Genomic DNA, 25,409 nt, shown 5'->3' with positions numbered 1-25,409 from the left:
TTGCTTCAATTTCGCGCAATTGCTCTTGCCGTAGCCGGTTCGCTGGCTCTGGCGGCGCCAGCGTTCGCTGGCAAACTCTCCATCGTTATTGACGATTTTGGCTACCGCCCGCAGACCGAGAATCAGGTGCTGGCGCTGCCGTCAACTATCTCCGTCGCCGTGCTGCCGAACGCGCCGCACGCCCGGGAAATGGCCACGAAGGCGCATAATCTGGGCCATGAAGTGCTCATCCACCTGCCGATGGCGCCGCTCAGCAAACAGCCGCTGGAAAAAGACACCCTGCGTCCCGAAATGAGCAGCGAGGAGATCGAGCGCATCATTCGCGAGGCTTACGGCAAAGTTCCCTACGCCGTCGGGCTGAATAACCATATGGGCAGCGCGATGACTTCCAACCTGTTTGGCATGCAGAAGGTGATGCAGGCCCTGGAGCGCTACAATCTCTATTTTCTCGACAGCGTCACCATCGGCAACACCCAGGCCATGCGCGCCGCGCAGGGCACCGGGGTGAAGGTGATTAAGCGCAAGGTGTTTCTTGACGATACGCAGAATGAAGCCGATATCCGCACCCAGTTCAATCGCGCCATCGCCCTGGCGCGGCGCAACGGTTCGGCGATAGCCATTGGCCATCCGCATCCGACAACGGTGCGGGTGCTGCAGCAGATGGTCTATAACCTGCCGCCGGATATCACGCTGGTGCGCCCGAGCAGCCTGCTCAACGAGCCACAGGTCGACAACTCGACGCCAAACTATGCTCAGCCGCCTGCGCAACAAACGCTGCCAACGCCGCAGAAACCGCGCAATCCGTTCCACGGCGTGAAGTATTGCAAGCCGAAGCGCCCGCTGGAGCCCGTGAACGCCAGCCGCTTCTTCACTATCCTCAGCGACAGCATCAGCCAGAGCGCGCTGGTCCAGTACTATCGCCTCAAATGGCAGGGCTGGGACAATCCCGGCAACTAGACCACTCAGGGGTCCGTTCGCTTTTGCGCGACGGGCGCCTGGTTATCTTCGTGGGCGTACCACGCCTTAAAATATTTGAGAAAGCTGTAAAACGTGGCGTACAGGCCGGTGACCACGCCGACTTTGCCATAGCGCCACGCTCCGCTAAAGAGATACCACTTAAAGAAAGCGCCAATGGCGCTGACGATCCCCCGCGTCAGCGAAGGTTTGATCTGCTGGTACTTCACCAGCCGGGTGGTATAGCTGTTCAGCTTATTAAACACTTCATGCAGCGAATAAAAGGTGTCATGGCGTACAAAGCCCGGCAGCCTGACGGAGCGTGCGTGTCCGACCACCTGGTCATCCACCGGCCGGTCGTTAAACCGCGCCTGCTGGCGGTTAAAGAGACGCACCGGGTAATCCGGCGAAGAAATAGGGTAGATCGTTCGCACCTGCGTGCCGAGCACAAACCAGTAGCGCGGCAGACGCCAGGCGCAGGTTGGGTCTGGCTCCTCCCCCGCTTTTAGCGCCTGAATGGCCGCCACCACGTCGTTATCAAGAATCTCATCGCTATCCATACACAGCACCCAGTCATGGCTGGCCAGCCCGATGGCATAGTTCATCTGGGCGCCGTGGGCTTTATAGGCATGATGATGGACGGTGAGACCAAACTGCTGACAAATAGAGACCGTTTCGTCGGTGCTGCCGGAGTCGACGATGATACATTCATCGGCCACCTTCAGCAGCGGCGGCAGCACCTCCATCAGCAGGCGCGCAGAGTTACAGGTCAGTAAGCATACGGAGAGTTTAAGCATGATAGTTACAAAGTTAAACCGCGACTAAACACACTGTATAAGCGAATAACCGTAAAATCGATGTAGAAATTGTGCGCTTAATATTAAGCAGGCTAAAAATGTTATCCAAATCTAAATTAAGGCGCCCGCAGGCGCCTTTTTTGCTGATTTTTACAACAGCCCGGAGGCGTTATTCCCAGCTCAGAACCACTTTACCGGACTGGCCGGAGCGCATCGCGTCAAAACCTTTCTGGAAGTCATCAATGCCGAAGCGGTGGGTGATGATCGGTGAAAGGTCCAGACCAGACTGGATCAGCGCCGCCATTTTGTACCAGGTTTCGAACATTTCGCGACCATAGATACCTTTAATAAACAGCCCTTTGAAGATGACCTTGGTCCAGTCGATGGACATATCCGACGGCGGGATACCCAGCATCGCGATACGGCCGCCGTGGTTCATGGTATCGAGCATGCTGCGAAACGCCGGCGGCGCGCCGGACATCTCCAGGCCCACGTCGAAACCTTCGGTCATGCCCAGCTCGGCCATCACGTCGTTGAGGTTCTCTTTGGCCACGTTCACCGCGCGGGTAACGCCCATTTTGCGCGCCAGCTCAAGACGGTACTCGTTGACGTCGGTGATCACCACGTTACGCGCGCCGACGTGTTTCGCCACCGCCGCCGCCATCACGCCGATCGGACCGGCGCCGGAAACCAGTACATCTTCCCCGACCAGATCGAAGGAGAGCGCGGTGTGCACCGCGTTGCCGAACGGGTCGAAGATAGACGCCAGGTCATCAGAGATATTGTCGGGGATTTTAAAGGCGTTAAAAGCCGGGATCACCAGATACTCGGCAAAGCAGCCCGGGCGGTTAACGCCCACGCCGATGGTGTTGCGGCACAAATGGGTGCGGCCCGCGCGGCAGTTGCGGCAGTGGCCGCAGGTGATATGCCCCTCGCCGGAGACGCGGTCGCCAATCTTAAAGCCGCGCACTTCCTGACCAATCCCCACCACTTCGCCGACGTATTCGTGACCGACCACCATCGGCACCGGAATGGTCTTCTGCGACCACTCATCCCAGTTGTAGATGTGCACGTCGGTTCCGCAAATGGCGGTCTTGCGGATTTTAATCAGCAGATCGTTATGGCCGACTTCCGGTTCCGGTACGTCGGTCATCCAGATGCCTTCTTCCGCTTTCAGTTTGGATAACGCTTTCATCTCACACCCTTATTAGGCGATGACGCCCAGTTGTTTGCCGATGCGGGTAAAGGCTTCCACCGCACGCTCAATTTGTTCAGGGGTATGCGCCGCCGACATCTGGGTGCGAATACGCGCCTGGCCTTTCGGTACCACCGGATAGAAGAAGCCGGTGACATAGATCCCTTCTTTCTGCAGCTCGCGGGCAAAGTTCTGCGCCACCACCGCTTCACCCAGCATCACCGGAATGATGGCGTGGTCGGCGCCCGCCAGCGTGAAGCCTGCCGCGGTCATTTTTTCGCGGAACAGACGCGCGTTAGCCCACAGCCGATCGCGCAGGTCTGCACCCTCTTCAACCATCTCCAGCACTTTGATGGAGGCGGCCACAATGGCCGGCGCCAGAGAGTTGGAGAACAGATACGGACGGGAACGCTGGCGCAGCCACTCAACCACCTCTTTGCGTGCGGCGGTGTAGCCCCCGGAGGCGCCGCCCAGCGCTTTACCCAGCGTGCCGGTGATGATGTCGACGCGACCCATCACGTCGCAATATTCATGAGAGCCGCGACCGTTTTCGCCGACGAAGCCGACGGCGTGGGAGTCATCGACCATCACCAGCGCATCGTATTTATCCGCCAGGTCGCAAACGCCTTTCAGGTTGGCGATCACGCCATCCATCGAGAAGACGCCATCGGTGGCGATCAGCACGTGACGCGCGCCGGCCTCGCGCGCTTCTTTCAGACGCGCTTCCAGCTCCTGCATGTCGTTGTTGGCATAGCGGAAACGCTTCGCTTTACACAGGCGCACGCCGTCGATGATCGAGGCATGGTTCAGGGCGTCGGAGATAATGGCGTCTTCCGGCCCGAGCAGCGTTTCAAACAGGCCGCCGTTGGCGTCAAAGCAGGAGGAGTAGAGGATCGCGTCTTCCATACCGAGGAAATCGGCCAGCTTCTTCTCCAGCTGCTTATGCGTATCCTGGGTGCCGCAGATGAAGCGTACCGAGGCCATCCCGAAGCCGTGGCTGTCCATGCCGGATTTCGCTGCGGCAATCAGTTCCGGGTGGTTCGCCAGACCCAGATAGTTATTGGCGCAGAAGTTAATCACATGGCTGTCGCCGACGGTAATGTCCGCCTGCTGCGCCGAGGTGATGATCCGCTCTTCTTTGAACAAGCCTTCGGCCCGAGCGGTTTCCAGATTACTCGTTAACTGTTTGTAGAAATCACCACGCATTGCAACTCTCCAGATTCGGCAAAATTTGGCACATATTACCCAAAGCTATACGCTGATACGAGATGATGCAGGCCTGAATGAATTATTTGCAGCATAAATCACGTCAGCCCAGCACCTTATTCTGCGAATGGCTGTAGGCTTGCTCATGTGGTGATATGATATGAGCATTCATGCCCGGATTGTCTTCGGGCTCCCAACTTCAAAGGTACAGTTATGATCATCGTTACCGGCGGCGCAGGCTTTATCGGCAGCAACATCGTTAAAGCGCTGAATGACAAAGGCATCACCGACATTCTGGTTGTCGACAATCTGAAAGACGGCACCAAGTTTGTGAATCTGGTTGACCTGAACATCGCTGACTACATGGATAAAGAAGACTTTCTGATCCAGATAATGGCGGGTGAAGAGTTCGGTGAAATCGAAGCGATCTTCCACGAAGGCGCGTGCTCTTCCACCACAGAGTGGGATGGCAAGTACATGATGGATAACAACTATCAGTACTCTAAAGAGCTGCTGCACTACTGCCTGGAGCGCGAAATCCCGTTCCTGTACGCCTCTTCCGCCGCCACCTACGGCGGGCGCACCAGCGACTTCATCGAGTCCCGTGAGTACGAACAGCCGCTGAACGTCTACGGCTACTCCAAATTCCTGTTCGACGAATACGTCCGCCAGATCCTGCCGGAAGCCAATTCGCAGATCGTCGGCTTCCGCTACTTCAACGTCTACGGGCCGCGCGAAGGCCACAAAGGCAGCATGGCGAGCGTCGCTTTCCACCTCAACACCCAGCTGAATAATGGCGAAAGTCCGAAACTGTTCGAAGGCAGCGACGGCTTCAAGCGCGACTTCGTCTACGTGGGCGACGTGGCAGACGTCAACCTGTGGTTCTGGGAAAACGGCGTGTCCGGGATCTTCAACCTTGGCACCGGCCGCGCGGAATCCTTCCAGGCGGTTGCCGATGCGACCCTGGCTTTCCATAAAAAAGGCAGCATTGAGTACATCCCGTTCCCGGACAAACTGAAAGGCCGCTACCAGGCATTCACCCAGGCCGATCTGACTAACCTGCGCAAAGCGGGCTATGACAAACCGTTCAAAACCGTTGCCGAAGGCGTAACGGAATATATGGCCTGGCTGAATCGGGATGCGTAAGAGATAACATGAAAATTCTGGTGGTAGGCCCGTCTTGGGTGGGCGACATGATGATGTCGCAAAGTCTTTATCGTACGCTCAGGGCGCGCTATCCCCAGGCGATTATCGACGTGATGGCGCCAGCCTGGTGCCGTCCGTTGCTATCGCGCATGCCGGAAGTGAATGAAGCGATCCCGATGCCGCTGGGCCACGGCGCGCTGGCTATCGGCGAACGCCGCAAGCTCGGCCACAGCCTGCGCGAGCGTCGCTACGATCGCGCTTACGTGCTGCCGAACTCGTTTAAATCGGCATTAGTCCCCTTCTTTGCCAACATCCCGCTGCGCACCGGCTGGCGCGGCGAGATGCGCTACGGCCTGCTCAACGACGCCCGGGTGCTGGACAAAGACGCCTGGCCGCTGATGGTGGAACGCTACGTGGCGCTGGCCTACGACAACGGCGTGATGCGCTGCGCCAAAGATCTGCCGCAGCCGCTGCTGTGGCCGCAGCTGCAGGTCAACGATGGCGAAAAATCACAGGCCTGCAACGCCTTTAATCTCTCAAACGAGCGGCCGATCATCGGCTTCTGCCCCGGCGCGGAATTCGGTCCGGCCAAACGCTGGCCGCACTATCACTATGCTGCGCTGGCGAAAAAGCTTATCGACGATGGCTATCAGATTGCGTTATTCGGCTCGGCGAAAGATAACGAGGCCGGCAAAGAGATCATCGCCGCCCTCAGCAGCGAGCAGCAGGCCTGGTGTCGTAATCTGGCGGGTGAAACCCAGCTGGAGCAGGCGGTCATTCTGATCGCCGCCTGTAAAGCTGTAGTGACTAACGATTCGGGGCTGATGCACGTCGCCGCCGCGCTGGACCGCCCGCTGGTGGCGCTGTATGGCCCGAGCAGCCCGGACTTCACCCCGCCGCTGTCGCATAAAGCGCGGGTTATCCGCCTGATTAGCGGCTACCACAAGGTGCGCAAAGGCGATGCCGCGGAAGGCTATCATCAGAGCCTGATCGACATCACCCCAGAACGCGTCCTGCAAGAGCTGAACGAACTGTTAGCGGAAAAAACCGAGCACGAGGAAGCGTAACGGATGCGGGTATTGATCGTAAAAACCTCGTCCATGGGCGACGTGCTACACACGCTGCCCGCGCTAACCGACGCTGCGCAGGCCATCCCCGGCATTCGCTTCGACTGGGTGGTTGAAGAGGGTTTCGCGCAGATCCCCTCCTGGCATGAAAGCGTCGAGCGGGTGATCCCGGTGGCGATCCGCCGCTGGCGTAAAGCCTGGTTTTCCGCGCCGATTAAAGCGGAGCGTCAAGCCTTCCGCGAGGCCGTGCAGGCGGTAAAGTATGACGCCATCATCGACGCCCAGGGGCTGGTGAAAAGCGCCGCGCTGGTTACTCGCCTGGCGCACGGCGTCAAGCACGGTATGGACTGGCAAACGGCCCGCGAGCCGCTGGCGAGCCTGTTTTACAACCGCCGCCACCATATCGCGAAACAGCAGCACGCGGTGGAGCGTACCCGCGAGCTGTTCGCCAAAAGCCTTGGCTACACGAAACCCCAGACCCAGGGGGATTACGCCATTGCGCGCCATTTCCTGCAGCACGAGGCTAGCGCTGCCGCGCCCTATCTGGTGTTTCTGCACGCCACCACCCGCGATGATAAGCACTGGCCGGAAACCCGCTGGCAGGAGCTTCTCGATCTGCTGGCCGACAGCGGCGTCCGCATTAAGCTGCCGTGGGGCGCCCCGCACGAAGAGGCGCGGGCAAAACGACTGGCGGAAGGCCGGGAGTATGTTGAAGTGCTGCCGCGCATGAGCCTTGAGCAGGTGGCGCAGGTTCTGGCCAGCGCCCGGGCTGTCGTCTCGGTCGATACCGGACTGAGTCATTTGACCGCCGCGCTGGATAAACCGAACTTCACGCTCTACGGCCCGACCGATCCGGGGCTGATTGGCGGATACGGTAAAAACCAGCATATCGTCAGGCCGGAAAACAGCACCAGCACCAGCGATATTCCGGCCAGCCGGGTTCATCTTCTCCTGCAAAATCAGGGGCTGCTCTGATGGGATCCCTGTTTAAACAGATCTACCGCTATACGCGCCCTCGCGCTTATCGCCACAATGAAAATCTGTGGCCTTTTACCCGTATTACGCGCGCGCCAAGCGGCGAAATCAGCGCGTTACGCTATAAAGGGAAAACGGTGCCGCTGGTCAGCCTGAGCGCGCTGAAAAACAGCATGCAGGGCGAAGTCCTGCTGACCGCCACCGGCCCCTCAACCCGCAATATCGATTTTTCCCTGTTGTCGAAAACGATCCCGGTGATGGGCGTCAATGGCGCCTGGCATCTTGCCGACCGGCTACACTTTTCGCTCTATACCATCGTCGACATGGAATTTTTCGATAAGAAGCCTGATATTATCCGCGCCATTGTCAGCCAGCCGGAGATTCTGCTGTTCACCACCATGCACGGGATCGCCAAAATCCTCGATCGCTATGGGGACGCACTACGCTGCCGTTTGGCGTTGATTGAGGACGGTTGCTATAAGATTTACCAGCCGAAAGTCGCCAGCGAAGCGATAAAGCGCACTTACCAGCAGAATGCGGCGATGTGCTTTCATCCTCAGCGCCCGGATATCTGTTTTAGCACCGATATTCGCCAGGGCATCTTTGATGCCGGCACGGTGGTCTACTGGGCGCTGCAAATTCTCGCCTGGCTGGGCTTCAATACTATCCTGGTGAGCGGCCTGGATATGACCAACTTTAACCAGCCGCGATTCTACGAAACACAACAAGAAAAATTGCCTTCTTACCTGGCAACAAAAGTGGATACCCTCGTCATGCCCTCCTTTGCGCATGCCGCGCAGGTACTGCAGCAACGTCAGATTCGGGTGATTAATTTTTCCCCAGAAAGCGCTGTGCCGGATACTATCTTCGAAAAGGTTGCGTTTAATGAGTACTTTAAAAGTGAGTAGCTTCGCCAGACAGGGTTACTCGATTGTCTTTCCTTTGTTTTTATTTTTCAGCGCGATTTTTTGCATGTCCACCCGGACCAATAATCTGCTGCATTTATCGATCCTGCTGCTATTGCTGTCGCTGGTACGCCAGGAAAACCGCCAGGCGCTGGCCGGGGTGTTACGCGAGCAGTGGCAGACCTGGACGCTGCTGGCGGCTTTCTTTATCTATTACGCCCTCAGTAACCTGTGGGGACATACGCCGCAGCATATTGACTCGCCGATCACCCACGGCGTGTATCTGACGGGGTATCTGTTGCTGATGACGATGCTGCTCAGCGACGAACGGACCCGCCGCCTGGCCATGCTGGCGGTGGTTGGCGGGATCACCGTGCTCTCCCTGTGGACGCTGATTATCGACCACACGCTGGTCCTCACTGCACGAGCGGTCTCCCCCGAGAACCCCGGGCCAACGAACGTTATCGATCTTGCCGGTTACTGCGGCATCGGCATTTTAATCTGCGGCATGCTACTGAAAGAAAAAGCCAGCCACTGGCTCTATCTGCCGGTGGTCATCATGCTGGTGATGCTGCTGCTCACCCAAAGCCGTGGGCCGATCATCGCCCTGGTGCTGGCGGTCGGCTGCACGTTGCACCTGCACGTCTTCACCCGCCGCAACCTGCTGATCGCCGCGGCGCTGGCTGTGCTGGTAGCGCTGCTTTTGGTCATGACGCCGGTGGGCGACATGCTGCTCGCCCGTTTCGAAGAGCTTGGCACCCAAAGCGGGCTGCGCCTGAGCATCTGGCATCATACGCTGTCGGAGATGGCCAGCCAGCCGTGGCTGGGGCGCGGCTTCAGCTATGAACTGGATTTCATCAACTACAGCGGCGAGCACATCACCACCACCCACAGCGTGTATATGGGCGCCCTGCTGAAAGGCGGCATCCTGGGGTTACTGCTGCTGCTGGCGGTCATTGCCTGCGGGCTATGGCAGGCGTGGCGCAAGCGCCACACCGACAGCCGCTACAGTCTGGCGATCCTGTTTTACGCGCTGGTGTTTATGGCCTCGCAGGGGATGTTTATCATCAGCAACCCCCGGGAAACCTGGGTGCTGTTCTGGCTGCCGCTGGGCATCGCGCTCAGCAAAGGGCTGGCGGAAAAACGCTAACAAAAAGGGCCGTCAGCGGCCCTTTTTTATATTCACTTTTAAATCAACTGCGGGCGGCGACCAGCCGGTCGGCCTGCTCTTTAATCACGGGCCACACCGACTCAATCGCCACATCGGCGACATTCGCTTCTTCACAGACAATCTGTTTCGCCTTGTCATAGCCCGGCGCCCAGATGTGATAGCCGGGCAGCCCGGTATCCTTGAGTTTGCGCTTGTTATAGACCGCCACCATCGGTTTATCGAAGGCCCGGGCGATATGCACGATCGAGGTGTCTGGCGTAATGACTAAATCACAGCTGCGGATCACTTCGACGGCGGAGTTGATGGTGCTGTCGGCGATATACAGCGCCATATCCAGCCCCAGCTGGCGGATTTTCTCACTACGCCCCACCATCACGATACAGACCCGGTAAGGTAGGGCGCGTAACCGCTCGACAAGGGTCGCCACCTGGTGACGACAGAAGTCTTTATCCTCAGACGCGGTAAAAGGGTTAATGGCGATACGCAGTTCGACCTCTCCGGCCTGGGAAAGCAAGCGAGCCACTTTCTCCCGCTCATGGCGGCAGCCGGGGAGATGATAGTGATACGGGTGGTCGTCAACGATGCCAAACAGTTTCACCACCTGTTTATAGCGCTGGGAAATATGGCTGTTGCTGTCAAAAAAAGCGATCGAATGATCGTAAAGTTTATATTGATCTTTATTAAAACCAATCACGCTGGCCGCCCGTAAATCGGCGAGTAATTTAAAGCGTTCATAGCTGGTGACGTCATCAAAATCGATAACTGCATCAAAACCTACCGCCCGCAACGTATTTAAGGACATGCGCGGCCGATATAAATATACTTGCTGAATGAATTCTGAGCCTGCTAATATTTCGCAGCATATTGGTCCGGTTAACACCGAAACCTGATATCCCCGTTCGGCCAGTATTCTGGCGCAGCCGGTCGTGACCACCATATCCCCGACTTTATCGTCCAGGCGCAATAGCAGTACGCGGCGGACAGCCGCTGGGTCGAAGGCTTTACGCGCCGGCTTATTTCTGTATCGATAGTTAATTAAATTAAATTTAATGCCGCGGAAAAAAGCATTCTTTTTCCGCGTTAATTGTTTAAGGATACGCATACGGTACCTTGAGCTGTGTTAGCGCTGTGTGATTTTCCGCTGGTAATATTCTGCCAACGTCATGCCCTTCACCTGCGGCGCCAGCCAGCTAAAAAAGGCTTCAAGGTCAGCGTATAAACGCTCAATATCCCGTTCATTCTGGAACGTGGGGCTGCCGCCGGGCATATACTCTGAAGAGTGGAGCATATATTCCACGTAGTCATTGCCCTGCGTCAACGTTTGTTCGACGACTTTTTTCATCGTCTCCACGTTGCCGCCCATCGGACGCAGCCAGTGTACGGAGGGGGAACGCACTTTACCCCGCAGGCGATCGTAGCCCTGCTTCACGCTGTTCATCCACGCTGAGTGCTTGTACTGAATGCTCATCGGCACTTCCAGCAGCGGAGAGTGGCCTTCGCGGCTGATATCATTTTCATCGAGAAAATAGGCATGCTGCGGGAAGCGGCGATAATCGGTCCCGCCATCGCCCTGCGGCGCTCCCTTGGCGGTCTTCCAGTTCACCCGCGGGGTCACCGAGCAATCCACCTGATAACCGTGCTCCACCAGCAGACGCGCATAGCGCTCGTCAAAGGCCCAGCGCCCGGCGCGATGGCTGACCATTTTAGTCTGGAAAGTATCCTCCAGCAGATGCGTCATATAGTCGACCTTCTCACGCATCATGGCATCGCTGTATTCAATGAGATAAGGCTTATGCCGCCAGTCATCGGCGGTCAGCGGCTCGGTCGGCGGGCTGTTCCACGCATGCAGATGCATGCCGACTTCCGCGGTGCCGCGGGCAATCACGTCTCTGGCGAATTCGATATAAAAGGGGTCGATGGCCATTTCATAGTTGGTCAAATAGACCGGTTTAAAGCCATACTTTTCGCAAAGCTGCTGAAAACGCGGGAGATAACGCGCATTCTCGGTGGTGATGCTGTCATGTTTTTGCCAGAGGTTATCGCCCTCTGTATCAATCGTGATGAGAAATGCGGGATTGTGCACGAAAACGTCCTCAGGCCATACGTATCGGGTCATGGTAGAGCAATACAACGCTTCTCTCAATCTGTCTGATCCCCTAGAATCGGAACCCTTATCCTGGATGAAGAACAGAGTATGACGCCTGAAACCCTCTCCCGCGGCCCGTTGAACCCGGCGCGGATCCTGGTCATTAAGCTGCGCCATCATGGCGACATGCTGCTGATCACGCCGCTTATTCACGCGCTGAAACAGCAGTATCCCGCCGCCAGCGTGGATGTGCTGCTGTATGAAGAGACCCGGGATATGCTCGCCGCCAACCCCGATATCCATCATATTTATGGTCTCGATCGCCGCTGGAAAAAGCAGGGAAAAAGGCATCAGTTGAAGATGCAATGGCAGCTCATTCAGACGCTGCGTCAGCAGCGATACGATATGGTGCTTAACCTTGCTGACCAGTGGCCGAGCGCGATTATCAGCAAACTGACCGGCGCCGCGACGCGGATTGGTTTTGATTTTCCGAAGCGCCGCCACCCGGTCTGGCGCTATTGCCACACCGCGCTGGCCTCCACCCAACAGCACAACCAGCTGCATACGGTACAGCAGAATCTCTCTATTCTCGCTCCGCTCGGTCTCCCGTTGAACGACGCGCCGGCGCGGATGGGCTACAGCGAAGCAGACTGGGCCACCAGCCGCGCCCTGCTGCCGGAGGAGTTCCGGGAAAACTACATCGTCATCCAGCCAACGTCGCGCTGGTTTTTTAAATGCTGGCGCGAAGATCGTATGAGCGCCCTGATCAACGCGCTGTCCGCCGAGGGGTACGCGGTGGTGCTCACCTCCGGCCCCGACGATCGAGAGAAGAAGATGGTGGACACCATCATCGCCGGCTGCCCGCAGGCGCGTCTGCACTCTTTAGCCGGCCAGTTAACGCTGCGCCAGCTGGCGGCGGTGATCGATCACGCCCGCCTGTTTATCGGCGTCGACTCGGTGCCGATGCATATGGCTGCGGCGCTCGGCACTCCGCTGGTCGCCCTGTTCGGCCCCTCGAAGCTGACCTTCTGGCGTCCGTGGCAGGCGAAAGGCGAGGTGATCTGGGCCGGCGACTTCGGTCCACTGCCCGATCCGGACGCCATCAACACCAACACCGAAGAACGTTATCTCGATTTAATTCCTACCGACGCCGTGATCGCAGCGGCGAAAAAGGTACTGGCATGAGTAAATTCAGGCTGGCTCTGGTGCGGCAGAAGTACCGCCCGGACGGCGGCGCAGAACGGTTTGTCTCCCGCGCGCTGGAAGCCCTCGACAGCAGTCATCTGCAGCTGAACGTCATCACCCGCGAATGGCAGGGGCCGGTGAAACCGGACTGGCAGATCCATATCTGTAACCCACGTAAATGGGGGCGCATCAGCCGCGAGCGCGGCTTTGCCAACGCCGCGCGTGCGCTCTGGCAGCGTGAGTCTTTTGACCTGGTGCAGAGCCATGAACGTATTCCCGGCTGCGATCTCTACCGCGCTGGCGATGGCGTTCATCGCCGCTGGCTGCAGCAGCGCTCGCGCATTTTACCGGCCTGGAAAAGCCGCCTGCTGTTCGCCGACCGTTACCACCGCTACGTCATGCAGGCGGAGCGCGAGATGTATGAAGACTCACACCTGCGCGGGGTGATCTGCAACGCCGAGATGATCAAGCGCGAGATCATCGAAGACTTTGGCCTGCCGGCGGAGAAGATCCACGTTATTTACAACGCCATTGATAACCAGCGCTTCCTGCCGCCGGACGAAGAGACCTTTGCCGCCTTACGCGCCAAATGGCAGCTACCGCTGCAGGCGACCTGCCTGATCTACGTCGGCTCCGGCTTTGAGCGCAAGGGACTGGCGGCGGCAATCCGCGCCATCGCCCCCACCAATCGCTATCTGCTGGTGGTTGGCAAAGATAAGGATCAGCCGCGCTATCAGGCGCTGGCGAAGAGTCTCGGCTGCGAAGCGCGGGTGCGCTTCTTCGGCATGCAGTCGGAGACGCTGCCCTTCTATCAGATGGCCGATGGTCTGCTGCTGCCCACCCTCTACGATCCGTTCCCCAACGTCATTCTCGAGGCAATGGCCTGCGGTCTGCCGGTGATCACCACCACCGGCTGCGGCGGGGCGGAGTTTATCGTCGACGGCCACAACGGTTACGTCTGCGACGCCCTGGATATCCCGGCGCTGCAGCAGGCGGTGATGGCCCTGCCTGCCCGCGCGCTGGGCTCCGCGCAAGGTGGTCGCGCCCGCGAGCGCATCATGGCCTGCACCAGCGAGCGACTCTCAACCCAGCTGCTTTCTCTTTATCAGGATCTGGTGAAATAACGATGCGCATCTTATTTGTGATTGACGGTTTACCCGGCGGCGGCGCGGAAAAAGTGGTCCTGACCCTGGCAGCACAGTTCCTGCGCGACGGCGATCGGGTGTCGCTCATTTCGCTGCGCGATGTCTGCGAGTATCCGTTGCCCGAGGGTCTCGACTATCAGGTGGTGGCCGATCGCTGCCGTAAACCGTGGCGCAAGCTGACCGAGCTGTCCCGCCGCGCCCGCCAGCTGGACGCCGCGGTCATCCGGGCCGAACAGCAGGGGCAATTTGACCTCGTGCTTTCCAACCTGCACAAAACCGACCGCATCGTCGCCCGCAGCCGGGCGCTGCGCGAGCGTAACGTCTGGTTCTGCCTGCACGGCGTATTCTCTGCCTCCTATCTCGGGCACCGCACCGGCTTTGACCGCTGGATGAAGCAGCAGAAAATTAAGCGAATTTACCAGGGTCGCAACGTGGTGGCGGTTTCCGACGCCGTGGGACGCGATCTGGTGGAAGCCTTCGCCCTGCGTCCGGCACAGCTGAAAACCATCTACAACCCCTTCGATATCGCCACTCTGCGCGCCGAGGCGGAAGCCGAGAGCGAGCGACCGGCCGGTGACTATCTGATTCACGTCGGCCGCTTCCATCCAGGCAAACGCCACGACCGCCTGCTTGAAGCCTATGCGCAAAGCGGCATTGACGCGCCGCTGGTGCTGTTAGGCCAGGGAAAACCGGAGCAAGAGCAGCGCCTGCGCCAGCTGGCCAAAACGCTGCAGGTTGACGATCGGGTGTGGTTCAAGGGTTTTCAGAAAAACCCCTTACCGTGGATCAAAGGCGCACGGATGCTGGTTTTAAGCTCCGATAGCGAAGGATTCGGCAATGTGGTGGTGGAAGCGCTGCTGTTGCATACGCCGGTTGCCAGCACCCGCTGCCCCGGCGGCGTCACCGAGATCCTCACCGGCGAACTTGCCCGCGGTCTGGCGGATCTGACCAGTCCGGCGCTGGCTCAGACGATGCAAAGCATTTACCATAACCCGCCGACTATCGACGACGCCGCGCTGGAAAAATTCAGCGTCGTGTCCATTTGTCAGCAGTACCGTCAGCTGCAGCGCACCTGACGCCGTTAGTTAACCAGGATCGAAGATTTATGAGTCAAACGCCTTTATTGAGCATCGTGGCTGCCGTCTACAACGGTGAGAAATTTCTTGCGCAGTTCTTTGAGTGCCTTGAACAGCAGCAGCTGGAAAGCTATGAACTGATCCTGGTGAACGATGGTTCGACAGACAACAGCCTGGCGGTGATCGCCGAATGGCGGGATCGGCTGCAGAACGTCCAGGTACTGGAGCAAGAAAACCAGGGCGTCTCGGTCGCGCGCAATACCGGCCTCGCCGCCGCCAGCGGCAAATATCTGGCGTTTCCGGATATCGACGACAAACTCTATCCGGACATGTATCGCACGCTGCTGGAGATGGCCGAGAAAGAACATCTCGATATCGCGACCTGCAACGGCACCTACGTGTATGAAAAGCGCCGCGAGAGCCACCCGATCTTCCCGCTGGATCGCCTGCCCTCGACCGGCGTGCTGCCGGGTCATGTCTGGCTCAAGCAGGCCCTGGACTCGCGGAAGTTTCTACACGTCACCTGGCTCAACATCTATCGCCACGACTTTATCCGCCAGCATCACTTCCATTTCGAGCCCGGCCTGCGCCATCAGGATATCCCGTGGACGACAGAGGCGCTGCTGGCCGCGGAGCGCGTGCAGTACACCAGCCAGCAGTTCTATGATTACTACATCCACTCTGAGTCGGTGTCGCATAAGCCGGACAACGACGACACGCTGATGCGTTCGGCGCGCCACTATATGAAGATTCTGGAGATGCTGGAGGCGATCAACCAGCGCTACCCGGATAAAGTGCGCCATATCACCGCCTGTCGCTGGCAGATCGCCAAAGAAGGCCTGGGGATCATCCACACCTTCGACAGCATGAAAGATGAGTCGAAAAAGCATGTTATTATTAAAGAATTCTTCGACCGCGGTATCTGGCGGTTAATCTGGAAAAACGCCTGTACTTTCCGTTTACGCTGGCGACTGGGACGCCGTTATCTGCGTATTAAGCGTTATCGCCACGCGGTATAGACCAAAAACCCGCTGTTTCCGCCAAAGAGATAGCTTTACGCGGGCTAAATGCTTAGAATTTGCCCGCCAAAACAGAGAACGGATAAATAGTTTGGAATTGCTTTATACCACCCTACTTTACCTTATTCAGCCGCTGGTGTGGCTGCGGCTGCTGCTGCGCAGTCGTAAGGCTCCTGCCTATCGTAAACGCTGGGCGGAACGCTATGGCTTCTGTCAGAACAAGGTAGAGCCGGATGGCATTCTGCTGCACTCCGTTTCCGTCGGAGAAACCCTGGCCGCCATTCCGCTGGTTCGCGCTCTGCGCCACCGCTACCCTTCGATGCCGATCACCGTCACCACCATGACGCCGACCGGCTCCGAGCGCGCCATGTCGGCGTTCGGCAAAGATGTCCATCACGTCTATCTGCCCTACGATCTGCCCGGCGCCATGAACCGCTTCCTGAATACCGTTCAGCCGAAGCTGGTTATCGTGATGGAAACCGAGCTATGGCCGAATATGGTGGCCGCGCTGCATAAGCGTAAGATCCCGCTGGTGATCGCCAACGCCCGCCTTTCTGAACGTTCCGCCAAAGGCTATGCCAAACTGGGCGGTTTTATGCGCCGCCTGTTAAGCCGTATTACGCTTATCGCCGCGCAGAATGAAGAGGATGGCAACCGCTTCCTTGCTCTCGGACTGAAGCGCAACCAGCTGGCGGTCACCGGAAGTCTGAAATTCGATATCTCCGTCACCCCGGAGCTGGCGGCCCGCGCGATTACGTTGCGCCGCCAATGGGCGCCACACCGCAAGGTCTGGATTGCCACCAGCACTCACGACGGCGAAGAACAAATCATCCTGCAGGCGCATAAAAAACTGCTGGAGACCTTCCCGAACCTGCTGCTGATCCTCGTTCCTCGGCATCCGGAGCGCTTCCCCGACGCGCGTGAGATGGTGCAAAAGGCCGGAATGAGCTTTACTCTGCGCAGCACCGGCGAGATCCCCTCCTCCAGTACCCAGGTGGTGATTGGCGATACCATGGGTGAACTGATGCTGCTCTACGGCATTGCCGACCTCGCCTTCGTTGGCGGCAGCCTGGTGGAGCGCGGCGGCCATAACCCGCTCGAGCCGGCGGCGCATGCCATTCCGGTGCTGATGGGGCCGCATACCTTCAACTTCAAAGATATCTGCGCCAAGCTGCAGCAGGATGATGGCCTGATCACGGTCACCGACGCCGACTCGCTGGTCAGGGAAGTGTCCACGCTCCTGACCGATGAAGACTACCGCCTGTGGTATGGCCGTCACGCGGTGGAAGTGCTGCACCAGAACCAGGGCGCGCTGTCGCGTCTGCTCAAGTTACTGCAACCTTACATGCCGCAACGGAGTCATTAATGTCGAACCGGCTTTCCGTGGTGATGATCGCCAAAGATGCAGCGGACCTGCTGCCGGATTGTCTGGACTCCGTTAGCTGGGCAGATGAAATCATCGTCCTCGACTCTGGCAGTACCGACAACACCGTCGAGCTGGCCCGCCGCCTCGGCGCCCAGGTCTATACCCATACCGACTGGCGAGGCTATGGCATTCAGCGCCAGCGCGCGCAGGACTATGCCACCGGCGACTGGGTGTTGATGATCGATACCGATGAGCGCGTCACGCCAGAACTCAGGCAGGCTATTCTTAAGGTGCTGGCAGCGCCGCAGCGCGGCGCCATCTACAGTATTGCTCGTCGCAACTACTTTCTCGGACGCTTTATGCGCCACAGCGGTTGGTATCCCGATCGCGTGCTGCGCCTGTACGAACGCGCCCGTTACCGCTATAACGATAATCTGGTCCATGAATCGCTGGATAGCCTGGGCGCAGAGGTCATTCCGCTAACCGGCGATCTCCTGCATCTGACCTGCCGCGACTTCGCTGGCTTCCAGCAAAAACAGCTGGCGTATGCTGCCGCGTGGGCGCTTGAGCGCCACCGCAAGGGCAAGAAGACCTCGATGGCGGGCATTTTCAGCCATACCCTGGGCGCGTTCCTGAAAACGCTGCTGCTGCGCGGTGGGGTGCTGGACGGTAAGCAGGGCTGGTTACTGGCGATGGTCAACGCGCAGTATACGTTTACGAAATATACCGAGCTGTGGGCGCTGAGCCACGGCTACTCGGAGAAAGGGTAATCATGAGCACAAAAGCGATCTATCCGGGTACCTTTGATCCCATCACCAACGGTCATATCGACATTGTCACCCGCGCGGCGAGCATGTTCGATAAAGTGGTGCTGGCTATCGCCGCGAGCCCGAGCAAAAAGCCGATGTTTACCCTCGACGAGCGTATCGCGCTGGCCACTCAGGCAACAGCGCATCTGGTTAACGTGGAGGTTATCGGCTTTAGCGACCTGATGGCCAGTTTCGCCCGCGCGCAGCAGGCCAATATTTTAATTCGCGGCCTGCGGGCGGTGGCGGATTTCGAGTATGAGATGCAGCTGGCCCACATGAACCGCCACCTGATGCCAACGCTGGAGAGCGTGTTCCTGATGCCGTGCAAAGAGTGGTCGTTTATCTCTTCCTCACTGGTGAAGGAAGTGGCGCGTCACCAGGGCGACGTTTCTCATTTCCTGCCAGCTAACGTCCACCAGGCGCTGTTGAATAAGCTGAAGTAACGCATCAGCTGGGGCATGAGCCACGCAGGCTGGCGCTGCACTGCGCCGCCCATCCACACCGGCTCTGTCCCGGTCTTTGTGCCAGGTGGCGCTACGCTGACCTGGCCTACAAACCTTCCTGTTCCTGAGAACTACTTCTGGCACTGACGGCAATAAAAGGTCGCCCGCTGGGCATGTTTGGTCCCGACAACCGGCGTGCCGCAGAGCCGGCACGGTTCGCCCTTGCGGCCATAGACCTGCAGCTCCTGGGCAAAATAGCCCGGCTTGCCATCGCTTTGCAGGAAATCCTTCAGCGTGGTGCCGCCCTGCTCTATCGAACGCAGCAGGACCAGCTTAATCACTTTCACCAGCTGCTCACACTCTTCCCGCGACAGTGAAGAAGCCAACCTGTCGGGATGGATCCCGGCCGAGAACAGCGACTCGCTGGCGTAGATATTGCCGACCCCTACCACCAGCTTGTTATCCATCAGCCAGGGTTTGATCGCAGTTTTTTTCTTCGCGCATTTCTGCTGAAGATAGTCGGCGTTAAATTCATCGCTGAGCGGCTCCGGGCCAAGGTGGGCCAGTACCGGATGGTCTTCCAGCGTTTTGGTCCACAGCCAGGCGCCAAAGCGGCGCGGATCGGTATAGCGCAGCACCTTGCCATTACTCATGACCAGGTCAACGTGATCGTGTTTTTCGGCCGGTAGCTCTTCGCTCAGGATACGCAGGCTTCCCGACATCCCGAGATGAACGATGATCCAGCCGTCCGGCAGTTCCAGAAGCAGGTATTTGGCACGACGCCGCACGCTGAGTACCGGAACGTCGCTCAGGCGATAAATCTCTTCGGAAACCGGCCAGCGCAGCCGTCCATTGCGCACAATGGCGTGCAGAATAGTTGCGCCAACCAGGTGCGGCTCGATGCCGCGGCGGCTGGTTTCAACCTCTGGTAATTCAGGCATGATTTTCCTCCATTTACCCGACGTATTGTGCTTCACGGACAGGTGACTGAAAAGGGAGTATGTGAAAGCAATATGGGGGAGTTTTAAAAACAAAAAACCCCGCCGAAGCGGGGTTTTTATACAAGGAGGCTAAAATTATTTGATTTTAGCTTCTTTGTAGATAACGTGCTGACGTACAACCGGATCGTACTTTTTCAGTTCCATTTTTTCCGGTTTGGTACGCTTGTTCTTCGTGGTGGTATAGAAGTGACCAGTACCAGCGGAAGAAACCAGCTTGATTTTCTCACGAATACCTTTAGCCATGATTTATTTCCTCTAAGTACTTAGTACTTTTCGCCACGGGCACGCAGTTCAGACAGAACTGTATCGATGCCTTTCTTATCGATTACACGCATACCTTTAGCAGATACGCGCAGGGTGACAAAACGCTTCTCGCTCTCAACCCAGAAACGGTGAGAGTGCAGGTTCGGCAGGAAACGGCGTTTAGTCGCGTTCAGTGCGTGGGAACGGTTGTTACCGGTCACCGGACGCTTGCCAGTAACTTGGCAGACTCGGGACATGTCTATTCTCCAAAAATCAAATTAGCTCGAGCTTCGTATGGGGTATTGGCGCCTCGTCAGGCTTTACAGCCTGGTCATCGCAGTTCAATGTGAACTCTCGACTGCCAGGCCCAAATGCCAAACCCGAGATTCTCAAAGGTGGCGTAGTATACGCTGACTCGGCGATGTGCTCAAGTCCCGAACAGACAAAGATCCCGAAGGATCGCCAGTTCGGGGCTAAATCCAGCCACGCTCGGCAAAAGATACATACGCACCGCGGCCGATAACCAGATGGTCAAGCACGCGTATCTCCATGAATCGACAACATTTTACCACCCTTTCGGTAATCAGCCTGTCTGCCTGGCTCGGCTCCGGACTACCGGAGGGATGATTATGCGCAAGGATCACGGCGGCAGCGTTCACTTTGATGGCTTCGCGTACAATTTCTCGCGGATGCACCTCAACGTGGCTAAGAGTACCAGAAAAAAGGCGACTATGTTTCAACACCCGATTCTGATTATCTAAAAAGATCACCATAAAGATCTCGCGCTCCTCTTCCGTGAGCTGGCTTTGTAAAAATTCCCGCGTCGTCGAGGGGCTGACCAGCGCAGCCTCCTCGACCAGCTGTGAGCTAAAATAGCGTCGCGCCAGCTCGGCAATACCCTTCAGTTGCGCATATTTCGCCAGCCCCAGTCCATCCACGGCAATCAACTGCGCTTTATCCGCGGAAAGCAGAGCGTAGAGCGAGCCAAAACGCTGCAGTAACGCCTGCGCATAGCTGAGCACATCCTGACGACGCGTGCCGACGCGCAGAAACAGCGCCAGCAGCTCAACATCCGTTAGCGCTTCGATGCCGTACTGCAACATCTTCTCTCGTGGCATCAGATTTTCCGTTTCGTCCATGCGCCCTCCTGGGTGAATTTGCCTATCCTGGCACAGCCTGACGGCGCTGCCGACCCGCTGCTTTTCACCCTGCGTAGCCGCTCGCAAAGTGAATGCCCACCAGAGGCACGACGACGACAGGATTGTGATAAGATGCGCGGATTCTGGTCTACGGCAACAGGAAGACATCATGATGACTCTGGCGGGTAAAAAAATCGTCCTGGGCGTCAGCGGCGGTATCGCGGCGTATAAAACCCCGGAACTGGTGCGCCGACTGCGCGAACGCGGCGCGGAGGTGCGTGTCGCGATGACGGAGGCGGCAAAAGCGTTCATCACCCCACTCAGCCTGCAGGCGGTATCCGGCTATCCGGTTTCCGACAGCCTGCTCGATCCGGCGGCGGAAGCGGCCATGGGCCATATTGAGCTCGGGAAATGGGCCGATCTGGTGATCCTCGCCCCGGCAACCGCTGATTTAATCGCCCGCGTGGCGGCCGGCATGGCCAACGACCTGGTGTCGACGATCTGTCTTGCCACCCCTTCCCCGGTTGCCGTGGTGCCCGCCATGAACCAGCAGATGTATCGCGCGCAGGCCACCCAGCAGAATCTGCAGACGCTGGCTTCCCGCGGCCTGCTGCTGTGGGGACCGGACAGCGGCAGCCAGGCCTGCGGCGACGTCGGCCCGGGGAGAATGCTCGATCCGTTAACCATCGTGGAGATGGCCGCGCAGCATTTCGCCTCCCCTGTCAAAGATTTGCAACATCTCAACCTCATGATTACCGCGGGCCCGACCCGTGAGCCGTTGGATCCGGTGCGTTACATCAGCAACCACAGCTCAGGCAAAATGGGCTTCGCGATTGCCGCCGCCGCCGCGCAGCGGGGCGCGAACGTGACCCTGGTCAGCGGCCCGGTATCACTACCGACACCGCCGTTTGTGCAGCGCATTGATGTCACTACCGCACTGGAAATGGAAGCCGCCGTCCAGGCCGGCGCTCAGCAGCAGCATATTTTTATTGGCTGCGCCGCGGTGGCGGATTACCGCGCCGCCGTCATCGCCGAAGATAAAATTAAAAAACAAGGTGATGAATTAACAATAAAAATGATTAAAAACCCGGATATCGTGGCCGGGGTTGCGGCGCTAAAAGCCCATCGCCCTTACGTCGTTGGGTTTGCCGCCGAAACGAATAATGTGGAAGAATATGCGCGGCAAAAACGTGCCCGCAAAAACCTCGACCTGATTTGCGCTAACGATGTTTCTCAGCCTGATCAGGGCTTTAATAGCGATAACAACGCATTACACCTTTTCTGGCAGGATGGGGAAAAGCGCTTACCACTTGAGCGCAAGGAACTCCTGGGCCAATTATTACTCGACGAGATCGTGACCCGTTATGATGAAAAAAATCGACGTTAAGATTCTGGACCCGCGTGTCGGCCAGCAATTTCCGCTGCCGACCTATGCCACCTCCGGCTCCGCCGGACTTGACCTGCGAGCCTGTCTCGACGACGCCGTAGAGCTGGCGCCGGGTGCAACCACGCTGTTGCCGACGGGCCTTGCGATTCATATCGCCGATCCCTCTCTGGCGGCGGTAATTCTGCCACGCTCCGGCCTGGGCCATAAGCATGGCGTAGTACTGGGCAATCTGGTGGGCCTCATCGACTCCGATTACCAGGGGCAACTGATGGTGTCCGTCTGGAACCGCGGTCAGCAGAGCTTTATTATCGAGCCGGGCGAACGTATCGCGCAGATGGTCTTTGTGCCGGTCGTGCAGGCGGAATTTAACCTGGTGGAAGAGTTTGACGCCACCGACCGCGGCGAAGGCGGCTTCGGTCACTCAGGGCGTAAATAAGCCCAGCAACACGGAACCTGCATCCCAACGCGCATAACGCAATAACATCACCGCAAACTCCGGTTTGCGGTCGCGTTGTGGATGTCTGCCTGACAAGTGCTTATTTTCAGGGGTATTTTAAAACATGGCAGAAAAACAAACTGCGAAACGGAATCGTCGCGAAGAAATACTTCAATCTCTAGCGCTCATGCTGGAATCCAGCGATGGTAGTCAACGTATTACCACCGCGAAACTGGCGGCTTCCGTCGGCGTCTCCGAAGCCGCGCTGTATCGCCATTTTCCCAGCAAAACCCGCATGTTTGACAGCCTGATCGAGTTCATTGAAGACAGTCTGATTACGCGCATCAATTTGATTTTGAAAGATGAAAAGGACACCACCGCGCGCCTGCGCCTGATCGTTCTGTTGATTCTTGGGTTTGGCGAGCGTAATCCTGGGCTGACGCGTATCCTCACCGGGCACGCGCTGATGTTCGAACAGGACCGGCTACAGGGCCGCATCAACCAGCTTTTTGAGCGCATCGAAGTGCAGCTGCGTCAGGTGATGCGCGAGAAAAAAATGCGTGAAGGCGAAGGCTACACCCTCGACGAAACCCTGCTGGCCAGCCAGCTGCTGGCCTTCTGCGAGGGTATGCTGTCGCGCTTTGTGCGCAGCGAGTTCAAATATCGTCCGACGGATGATTTCGAGGCCCGCTGGCCGCTGGTCGCCGCACAGCTGCAGTAAATCCTCACATGCAGCCGCCAGGCTGCATGATTCTCCTCGCAATCTGCGTAAGTTTGTTGCAAATCCCAGGGCCATTGGTTGAATTGCCCAATGCGCGTTTCCGCTTTCCTTTCCTACTATCCAGCTTGCTGATCGTTTCACCCTCCCCCAACACCACCCGACAAGGAGAGATTTGATGGCGACGTCACGGCGGGATTTATTGAAGATAGGCGGGTTGGCAACCGCATCGCTACTAGTCAGTCAAAAAAGCTTCGCAGCATGGGCCCCTTCTGAACGCTATCCTGACCCACGCATCGTGGCCGTCGATGACAGCTTTCGTCGCTATATGCTTGCCAGCGCAAAGGTTGAACGCATCGCCAGCGGCTTCCGTTGGGCGGAAGGCCCGGTCTGGTTCGGCGACATGCGAATGCTGCTGTGGAGCGACATTCCGAATAACGCCATCATGCGCTGGGATGAAATCAGTGGAGAAACCAGCGTCTTTCGCTACCCGGCCAATTATAGCAATGGCCACGCCCGCGACAGACAGGGGCGCTTAATCAGTTGCGAGCACGACACCCGCCGCATTACGCGTACCGAATACGATGGATCTGTCACCGTACTGGCCGATAGCTACCAAGGTAAGCGCCTCAATTCCCCAAACGATATCGTTGTGAAGTCAGACGGTACCATCTGGTTTACCGACCCGCCATTTGGCATCAGCGGCTTTTACGAAGGCCACAAAGCAACGCCAGAATTGCTGCAAAACGTCTATTGCCTGGAGCCGGAAAGCCGCAAACTAAGCGTGGTATTGGGCGACATAAAAGGGCCAAATGGTTTGTGTTTCTCGCCGGACGAAAAGACCCTGTACGTGGTGGAAAGCCGGGCGACACCGAACCGCTTAATTCTGGCGTGGGACGTGGAAGGCAATACGCTGAAAAATAAACGGGTGTATCTCGACTGTGGCAACGGTACCGCCGATGGGATCGCCTGCGACGCAGACGGCAATCTGTGGTGCGGATGGGGAAGCGGAAACGAAGAACTCGACGGCGTGCGGATCTTTAACCCTCAGGGTAAGCATATCGGCACCATTCAACTGCCGGAGCGCTGCGCGAACTTGTGTTTTGGCGGCGAACAGCGCAATCGGCTGTTTATGGCGTCCAGTACGTCAATCTATTCGCTGTACGTCAATGCGCAGGGCGCTAAGCTGGTATAGAGGAAATATCCGGCAGCCGAGGCTGCCGGATGCATCATCAGATGCCGTAGGCTTCACGATAGGCACGAACTGACGCCAGATATTCCGCCATCTCGGGTTTCTCTTCCAGATAAGCAATCAGCTCTTTCAGAGTGATGATTGAGATAACCTGGCAGCCGTAATCCCGCTCCACTTCCTGAATAGCGGAGATCTCGCCGCGGCCGCGCTCCTGACGATCCAGGGAGATCAGTACGCCCGCCAGCTGGGCGCCCTGGGCCTGGATAATCTCCATGGATTCGCGGATCGCCGTACCGGCGGTGATCACGTCATCCACCAGCATCACACGCCCCTGCAGCGGGCTACCGACCAGGTTGCCGCCTTCGCCGTGGGTTTTTGCCTCTTTGCGGTTAAAGCAGTAAGGCAGATCGCGGTCATGATGCTCGGCTAACGCCACCGCGGTGGTGGTGGCGATCGGAATACCTTTATAGGCCGGGCCAAACAGCAGGTCGAACTCAATCCCGGAATCCACCAGCGCCTCGGCATAAAAACGGCCCAGCAGTGCCAGATCGCGCCCGGTGTTAAACAGGCCGGCGTTGAAGAAATAGGGGCTCTTGCGCCCGGATTTCAGCGTGAACTCGCCAAACTTAAGAACCTGCTTGCTAAGCGCAAACTCAATAAACTGGCGCTGATAAGGCTTCATGGATTCGCTCCTTTTGGTACTTTCATCATTGTCAGACTACGCGCTCATCCTTCGCAGGTGTAATGA

At 57.7% G+C, this 25,409-nt stretch carries 27 protein-coding genes; 17 read left to right on the top strand and 10 right to left on the bottom strand.

All coding sequences use genetic code 11. The annotated features are described in order from the left end of the window. Complete coding sequence (locus AS136_RS08480; protein ID WP_023323385.1) at positions 1–957, top strand: divergent polysaccharide deacetylase family protein; 957 nt, start codon at positions 1–3, stop codon at positions 955–957. Between the two features lie 5 nt (positions 958–962). Here the strand turns inward: AS136_RS08480 and AS136_RS08475 are convergent, their stop codons facing one another. From AS136_RS08475 to kbl, 3 genes are all read right to left on the bottom strand, one after another. Beyond that, positions 963–1,751: a glycosyltransferase family 2 protein gene (locus tag AS136_RS08475; protein ID WP_008806851.1), complete on the bottom strand. Its 789-nt coding sequence runs from the start codon at positions 1,749–1,751 to the stop codon at positions 963–965. A gap of 169 nt (positions 1,752–1,920) precedes the next feature. Then, entirely contained in the window at positions 1,921–2,946 is a 1,026-nt protein-coding gene (gene tdh / locus AS136_RS08470; RefSeq protein ID WP_004205051.1) for an L-threonine 3-dehydrogenase, read from the bottom strand. Between the two features lie 12 nt (positions 2,947–2,958). Next, on the bottom strand, positions 2,959–4,152 hold the full coding sequence (kbl, locus tag AS136_RS08465; protein ID WP_012967063.1) for a glycine C-acetyltransferase: 1,194 nt from the start codon (positions 4,150–4,152) through the stop codon (positions 2,959–2,961). 213 nt (positions 4,153–4,365) lie between these two features. Between kbl and rfaD the strand changes: the two genes are divergently transcribed. From rfaD to AS136_RS08440, 5 genes are read left to right on the top strand one after another with little or no spacing between them, the layout of a single operon-like run. Next, positions 4,366–5,298, top strand: a complete 933-nt coding sequence (gene rfaD / locus AS136_RS08460) for an ADP-glyceromanno-heptose 6-epimerase (RefSeq protein WP_008806849.1) — start codon at positions 4,366–4,368, stop codon at positions 5,296–5,298. A gap of 8 nt (positions 5,299–5,306) precedes the next feature. Continuing rightward, positions 5,307–6,365, top strand: coding sequence for an ADP-heptose--LPS heptosyltransferase RfaF (gene rfaF, locus AS136_RS08455; protein ID WP_008806848.1), 1,059 nt, complete (start codon positions 5,307–5,309; stop codon positions 6,363–6,365). A 3-nt stretch (positions 6,366–6,368) separates the two neighbouring features. Further along, entirely contained in the window at positions 6,369–7,340 is a 972-nt protein-coding gene (gene rfaC / locus AS136_RS08450; protein WP_016161953.1) for a lipopolysaccharide heptosyltransferase RfaC, read from the top strand. Continuing rightward, positions 7,340–8,248: a sugar glycosyltransferase gene (locus AS136_RS08445; protein WP_012540313.1), complete on the top strand. Its 909-nt coding sequence runs from the start codon at positions 7,340–7,342 to the stop codon at positions 8,246–8,248. Before rfaC ends, AS136_RS08445 begins: the two co-directional genes overlap by 1 nt. After that, positions 8,226–9,395, top strand: a complete 1,170-nt coding sequence (locus AS136_RS08440) for an O-antigen ligase family protein (RefSeq protein ID WP_016161954.1) — start codon at positions 8,226–8,228, stop codon at positions 9,393–9,395. The genes AS136_RS08445 and AS136_RS08440 overlap by 23 nt, the downstream gene beginning before the upstream one ends. A 43-nt stretch (positions 9,396–9,438) precedes the next feature. Here the strand turns inward: AS136_RS08440 and AS136_RS08435 are convergent, their stop codons facing one another. Then, positions 9,439–10,518: a glycosyltransferase family 9 protein gene (locus AS136_RS08435; RefSeq protein ID WP_008806844.1), complete on the bottom strand. Its 1,080-nt coding sequence runs from the start codon at positions 10,516–10,518 to the stop codon at positions 9,439–9,441. Positions 10,519–10,536: 18 nt separating this feature from the next. Beyond that, a complete protein-coding gene (locus tag AS136_RS08430; protein ID WP_012540311.1) occupies positions 10,537–11,499 on the bottom strand; it encodes a polysaccharide deacetylase family protein in 963 nt (320 codons plus the stop codon). Positions 11,500–11,610: 111 nt separating this feature from the next. Between AS136_RS08430 and rfaQ the strand changes: the two genes are divergently transcribed. The 7 genes from rfaQ to coaD all read left to right on the top strand — a co-directional run bounded on the left by rfaQ (position 11,611) and on the right by coaD (position 18,545). After that, a complete protein-coding gene (gene rfaQ, locus AS136_RS08425; protein WP_016161955.1) occupies positions 11,611–12,687 on the top strand; it encodes a putative lipopolysaccharide heptosyltransferase III in 1,077 nt (358 codons plus the stop codon). Continuing rightward, positions 12,684–13,811, top strand: coding sequence for a glycosyltransferase family 4 protein (locus AS136_RS08420; RefSeq protein WP_016161956.1), 1,128 nt, complete (start codon positions 12,684–12,686; stop codon positions 13,809–13,811). Before rfaQ ends, AS136_RS08420 begins: the two co-directional genes overlap by 4 nt. Before the next feature lie 2 nt (positions 13,812–13,813). Then, positions 13,814–14,908 (top strand): glycosyltransferase, encoded by a 1,095-nt coding sequence (locus AS136_RS08415; RefSeq protein ID WP_008806840.1) that lies wholly within the window; start codon positions 13,814–13,816, stop codon positions 14,906–14,908. Positions 14,909–14,937: 29 nt separating this feature from the next. Continuing rightward, on the top strand, positions 14,938–15,927 hold the full coding sequence (locus tag AS136_RS08410) for a glycosyltransferase (RefSeq protein WP_016161957.1): 990 nt from the start codon (positions 14,938–14,940) through the stop codon (positions 15,925–15,927). 91 nt (positions 15,928–16,018) lie between these two features. After that, the gene (gene waaA / locus AS136_RS08405; protein ID WP_008806838.1) at positions 16,019–17,293 is read left to right on the top strand and encodes a lipid IV(A) 3-deoxy-D-manno-octulosonic acid transferase; all 1,275 of its coding nucleotides are present in this window, start codon (positions 16,019–16,021) and stop codon (positions 17,291–17,293) included. Further along, entirely contained in the window at positions 17,293–18,063 is a 771-nt protein-coding gene (locus tag AS136_RS08400; protein ID WP_008806837.1) for a glycosyltransferase family 2 protein, read from the top strand. Before waaA ends, AS136_RS08400 begins: the two co-directional genes overlap by 1 nt. 2 nt (positions 18,064–18,065) lie before the next feature. Beyond that, positions 18,066–18,545, top strand: a complete 480-nt coding sequence (gene coaD, locus AS136_RS08395; protein WP_008806836.1) for a pantetheine-phosphate adenylyltransferase — start codon at positions 18,066–18,068, stop codon at positions 18,543–18,545. 131 nt (positions 18,546–18,676) lie between these two features. Here the strand turns inward: coaD and mutM are convergent, their stop codons facing one another. The 4 genes from mutM to radC all read right to left on the bottom strand — a co-directional run bounded on the left by mutM (position 18,677) and on the right by radC (position 20,928). Beyond that, positions 18,677–19,486, bottom strand: coding sequence for a bifunctional DNA-formamidopyrimidine glycosylase/DNA-(apurinic or apyrimidinic site) lyase (gene mutM, locus AS136_RS08390; protein WP_016161958.1), 810 nt, complete (start codon positions 19,484–19,486; stop codon positions 18,677–18,679). A 135-nt stretch (positions 19,487–19,621) separates the two neighbouring features. After that, positions 19,622–19,789, bottom strand: coding sequence for a 50S ribosomal protein L33 (rpmG, locus tag AS136_RS08385; protein WP_002922510.1), 168 nt, complete (start codon positions 19,787–19,789; stop codon positions 19,622–19,624). A gap of 20 nt (positions 19,790–19,809) precedes the next feature. Continuing rightward, on the bottom strand, positions 19,810–20,046 hold the full coding sequence (gene rpmB, locus AS136_RS08380; protein ID WP_002436699.1) for a 50S ribosomal protein L28: 237 nt from the start codon (positions 20,044–20,046) through the stop codon (positions 19,810–19,812). A gap of 216 nt (positions 20,047–20,262) precedes the next feature. After that, positions 20,263–20,928 (bottom strand): RadC family protein, encoded by a 666-nt coding sequence (gene radC / locus AS136_RS08375; protein WP_012540307.1) that lies wholly within the window; start codon positions 20,926–20,928, stop codon positions 20,263–20,265. A 172-nt stretch (positions 20,929–21,100) separates the two neighbouring features. Between radC and coaBC the strand changes: the two genes are divergently transcribed. The 4 genes from coaBC (at position 21,101) to AS136_RS08355 (ending at position 24,664) form a co-directional block, all read left to right on the top strand. Beyond that, positions 21,101–22,315, top strand: coding sequence for a bifunctional phosphopantothenoylcysteine decarboxylase/phosphopantothenate--cysteine ligase CoaBC (gene coaBC, locus AS136_RS08370; protein WP_032691473.1), 1,215 nt, complete (start codon positions 21,101–21,103; stop codon positions 22,313–22,315). Beyond that, on the top strand, positions 22,293–22,751 hold the full coding sequence (dut, locus tag AS136_RS08365) for a dUTP diphosphatase (protein ID WP_012540306.1): 459 nt from the start codon (positions 22,293–22,295) through the stop codon (positions 22,749–22,751). Before coaBC ends, dut begins: the two co-directional genes overlap by 23 nt. A 124-nt stretch (positions 22,752–22,875) precedes the next feature. After that, entirely contained in the window at positions 22,876–23,472 is a 597-nt protein-coding gene (gene slmA, locus AS136_RS08360; RefSeq protein ID WP_008806831.1) for a nucleoid occlusion factor SlmA, read from the top strand. Positions 23,473–23,647: 175 nt separating this feature from the next. Then, positions 23,648–24,664: an SMP-30/gluconolactonase/LRE family protein gene (locus AS136_RS08355; protein ID WP_016161960.1), complete on the top strand. Its 1,017-nt coding sequence runs from the start codon at positions 23,648–23,650 to the stop codon at positions 24,662–24,664. 37 nt (positions 24,665–24,701) lie between these two features. Here the strand turns inward: AS136_RS08355 and pyrE are convergent, their stop codons facing one another. Beyond that, positions 24,702–25,343 (bottom strand): orotate phosphoribosyltransferase, encoded by a 642-nt coding sequence (pyrE, locus tag AS136_RS08350; RefSeq protein WP_008806829.1) that lies wholly within the window; start codon positions 25,341–25,343, stop codon positions 24,702–24,704. Positions 25,344–25,409 lie beyond the last annotated feature (66 nt).

Source organism: Klebsiella sp. D5A (genome assembly GCF_001620885.1).
Lineage (GTDB): Bacteria > Pseudomonadota > Gammaproteobacteria > Enterobacterales > Enterobacteriaceae > Klebsiella > Klebsiella variicola.
Note: the sequence above shows the minus strand (reverse complement) of the source record. Positions and strands in the feature narration are given on the sequence as shown.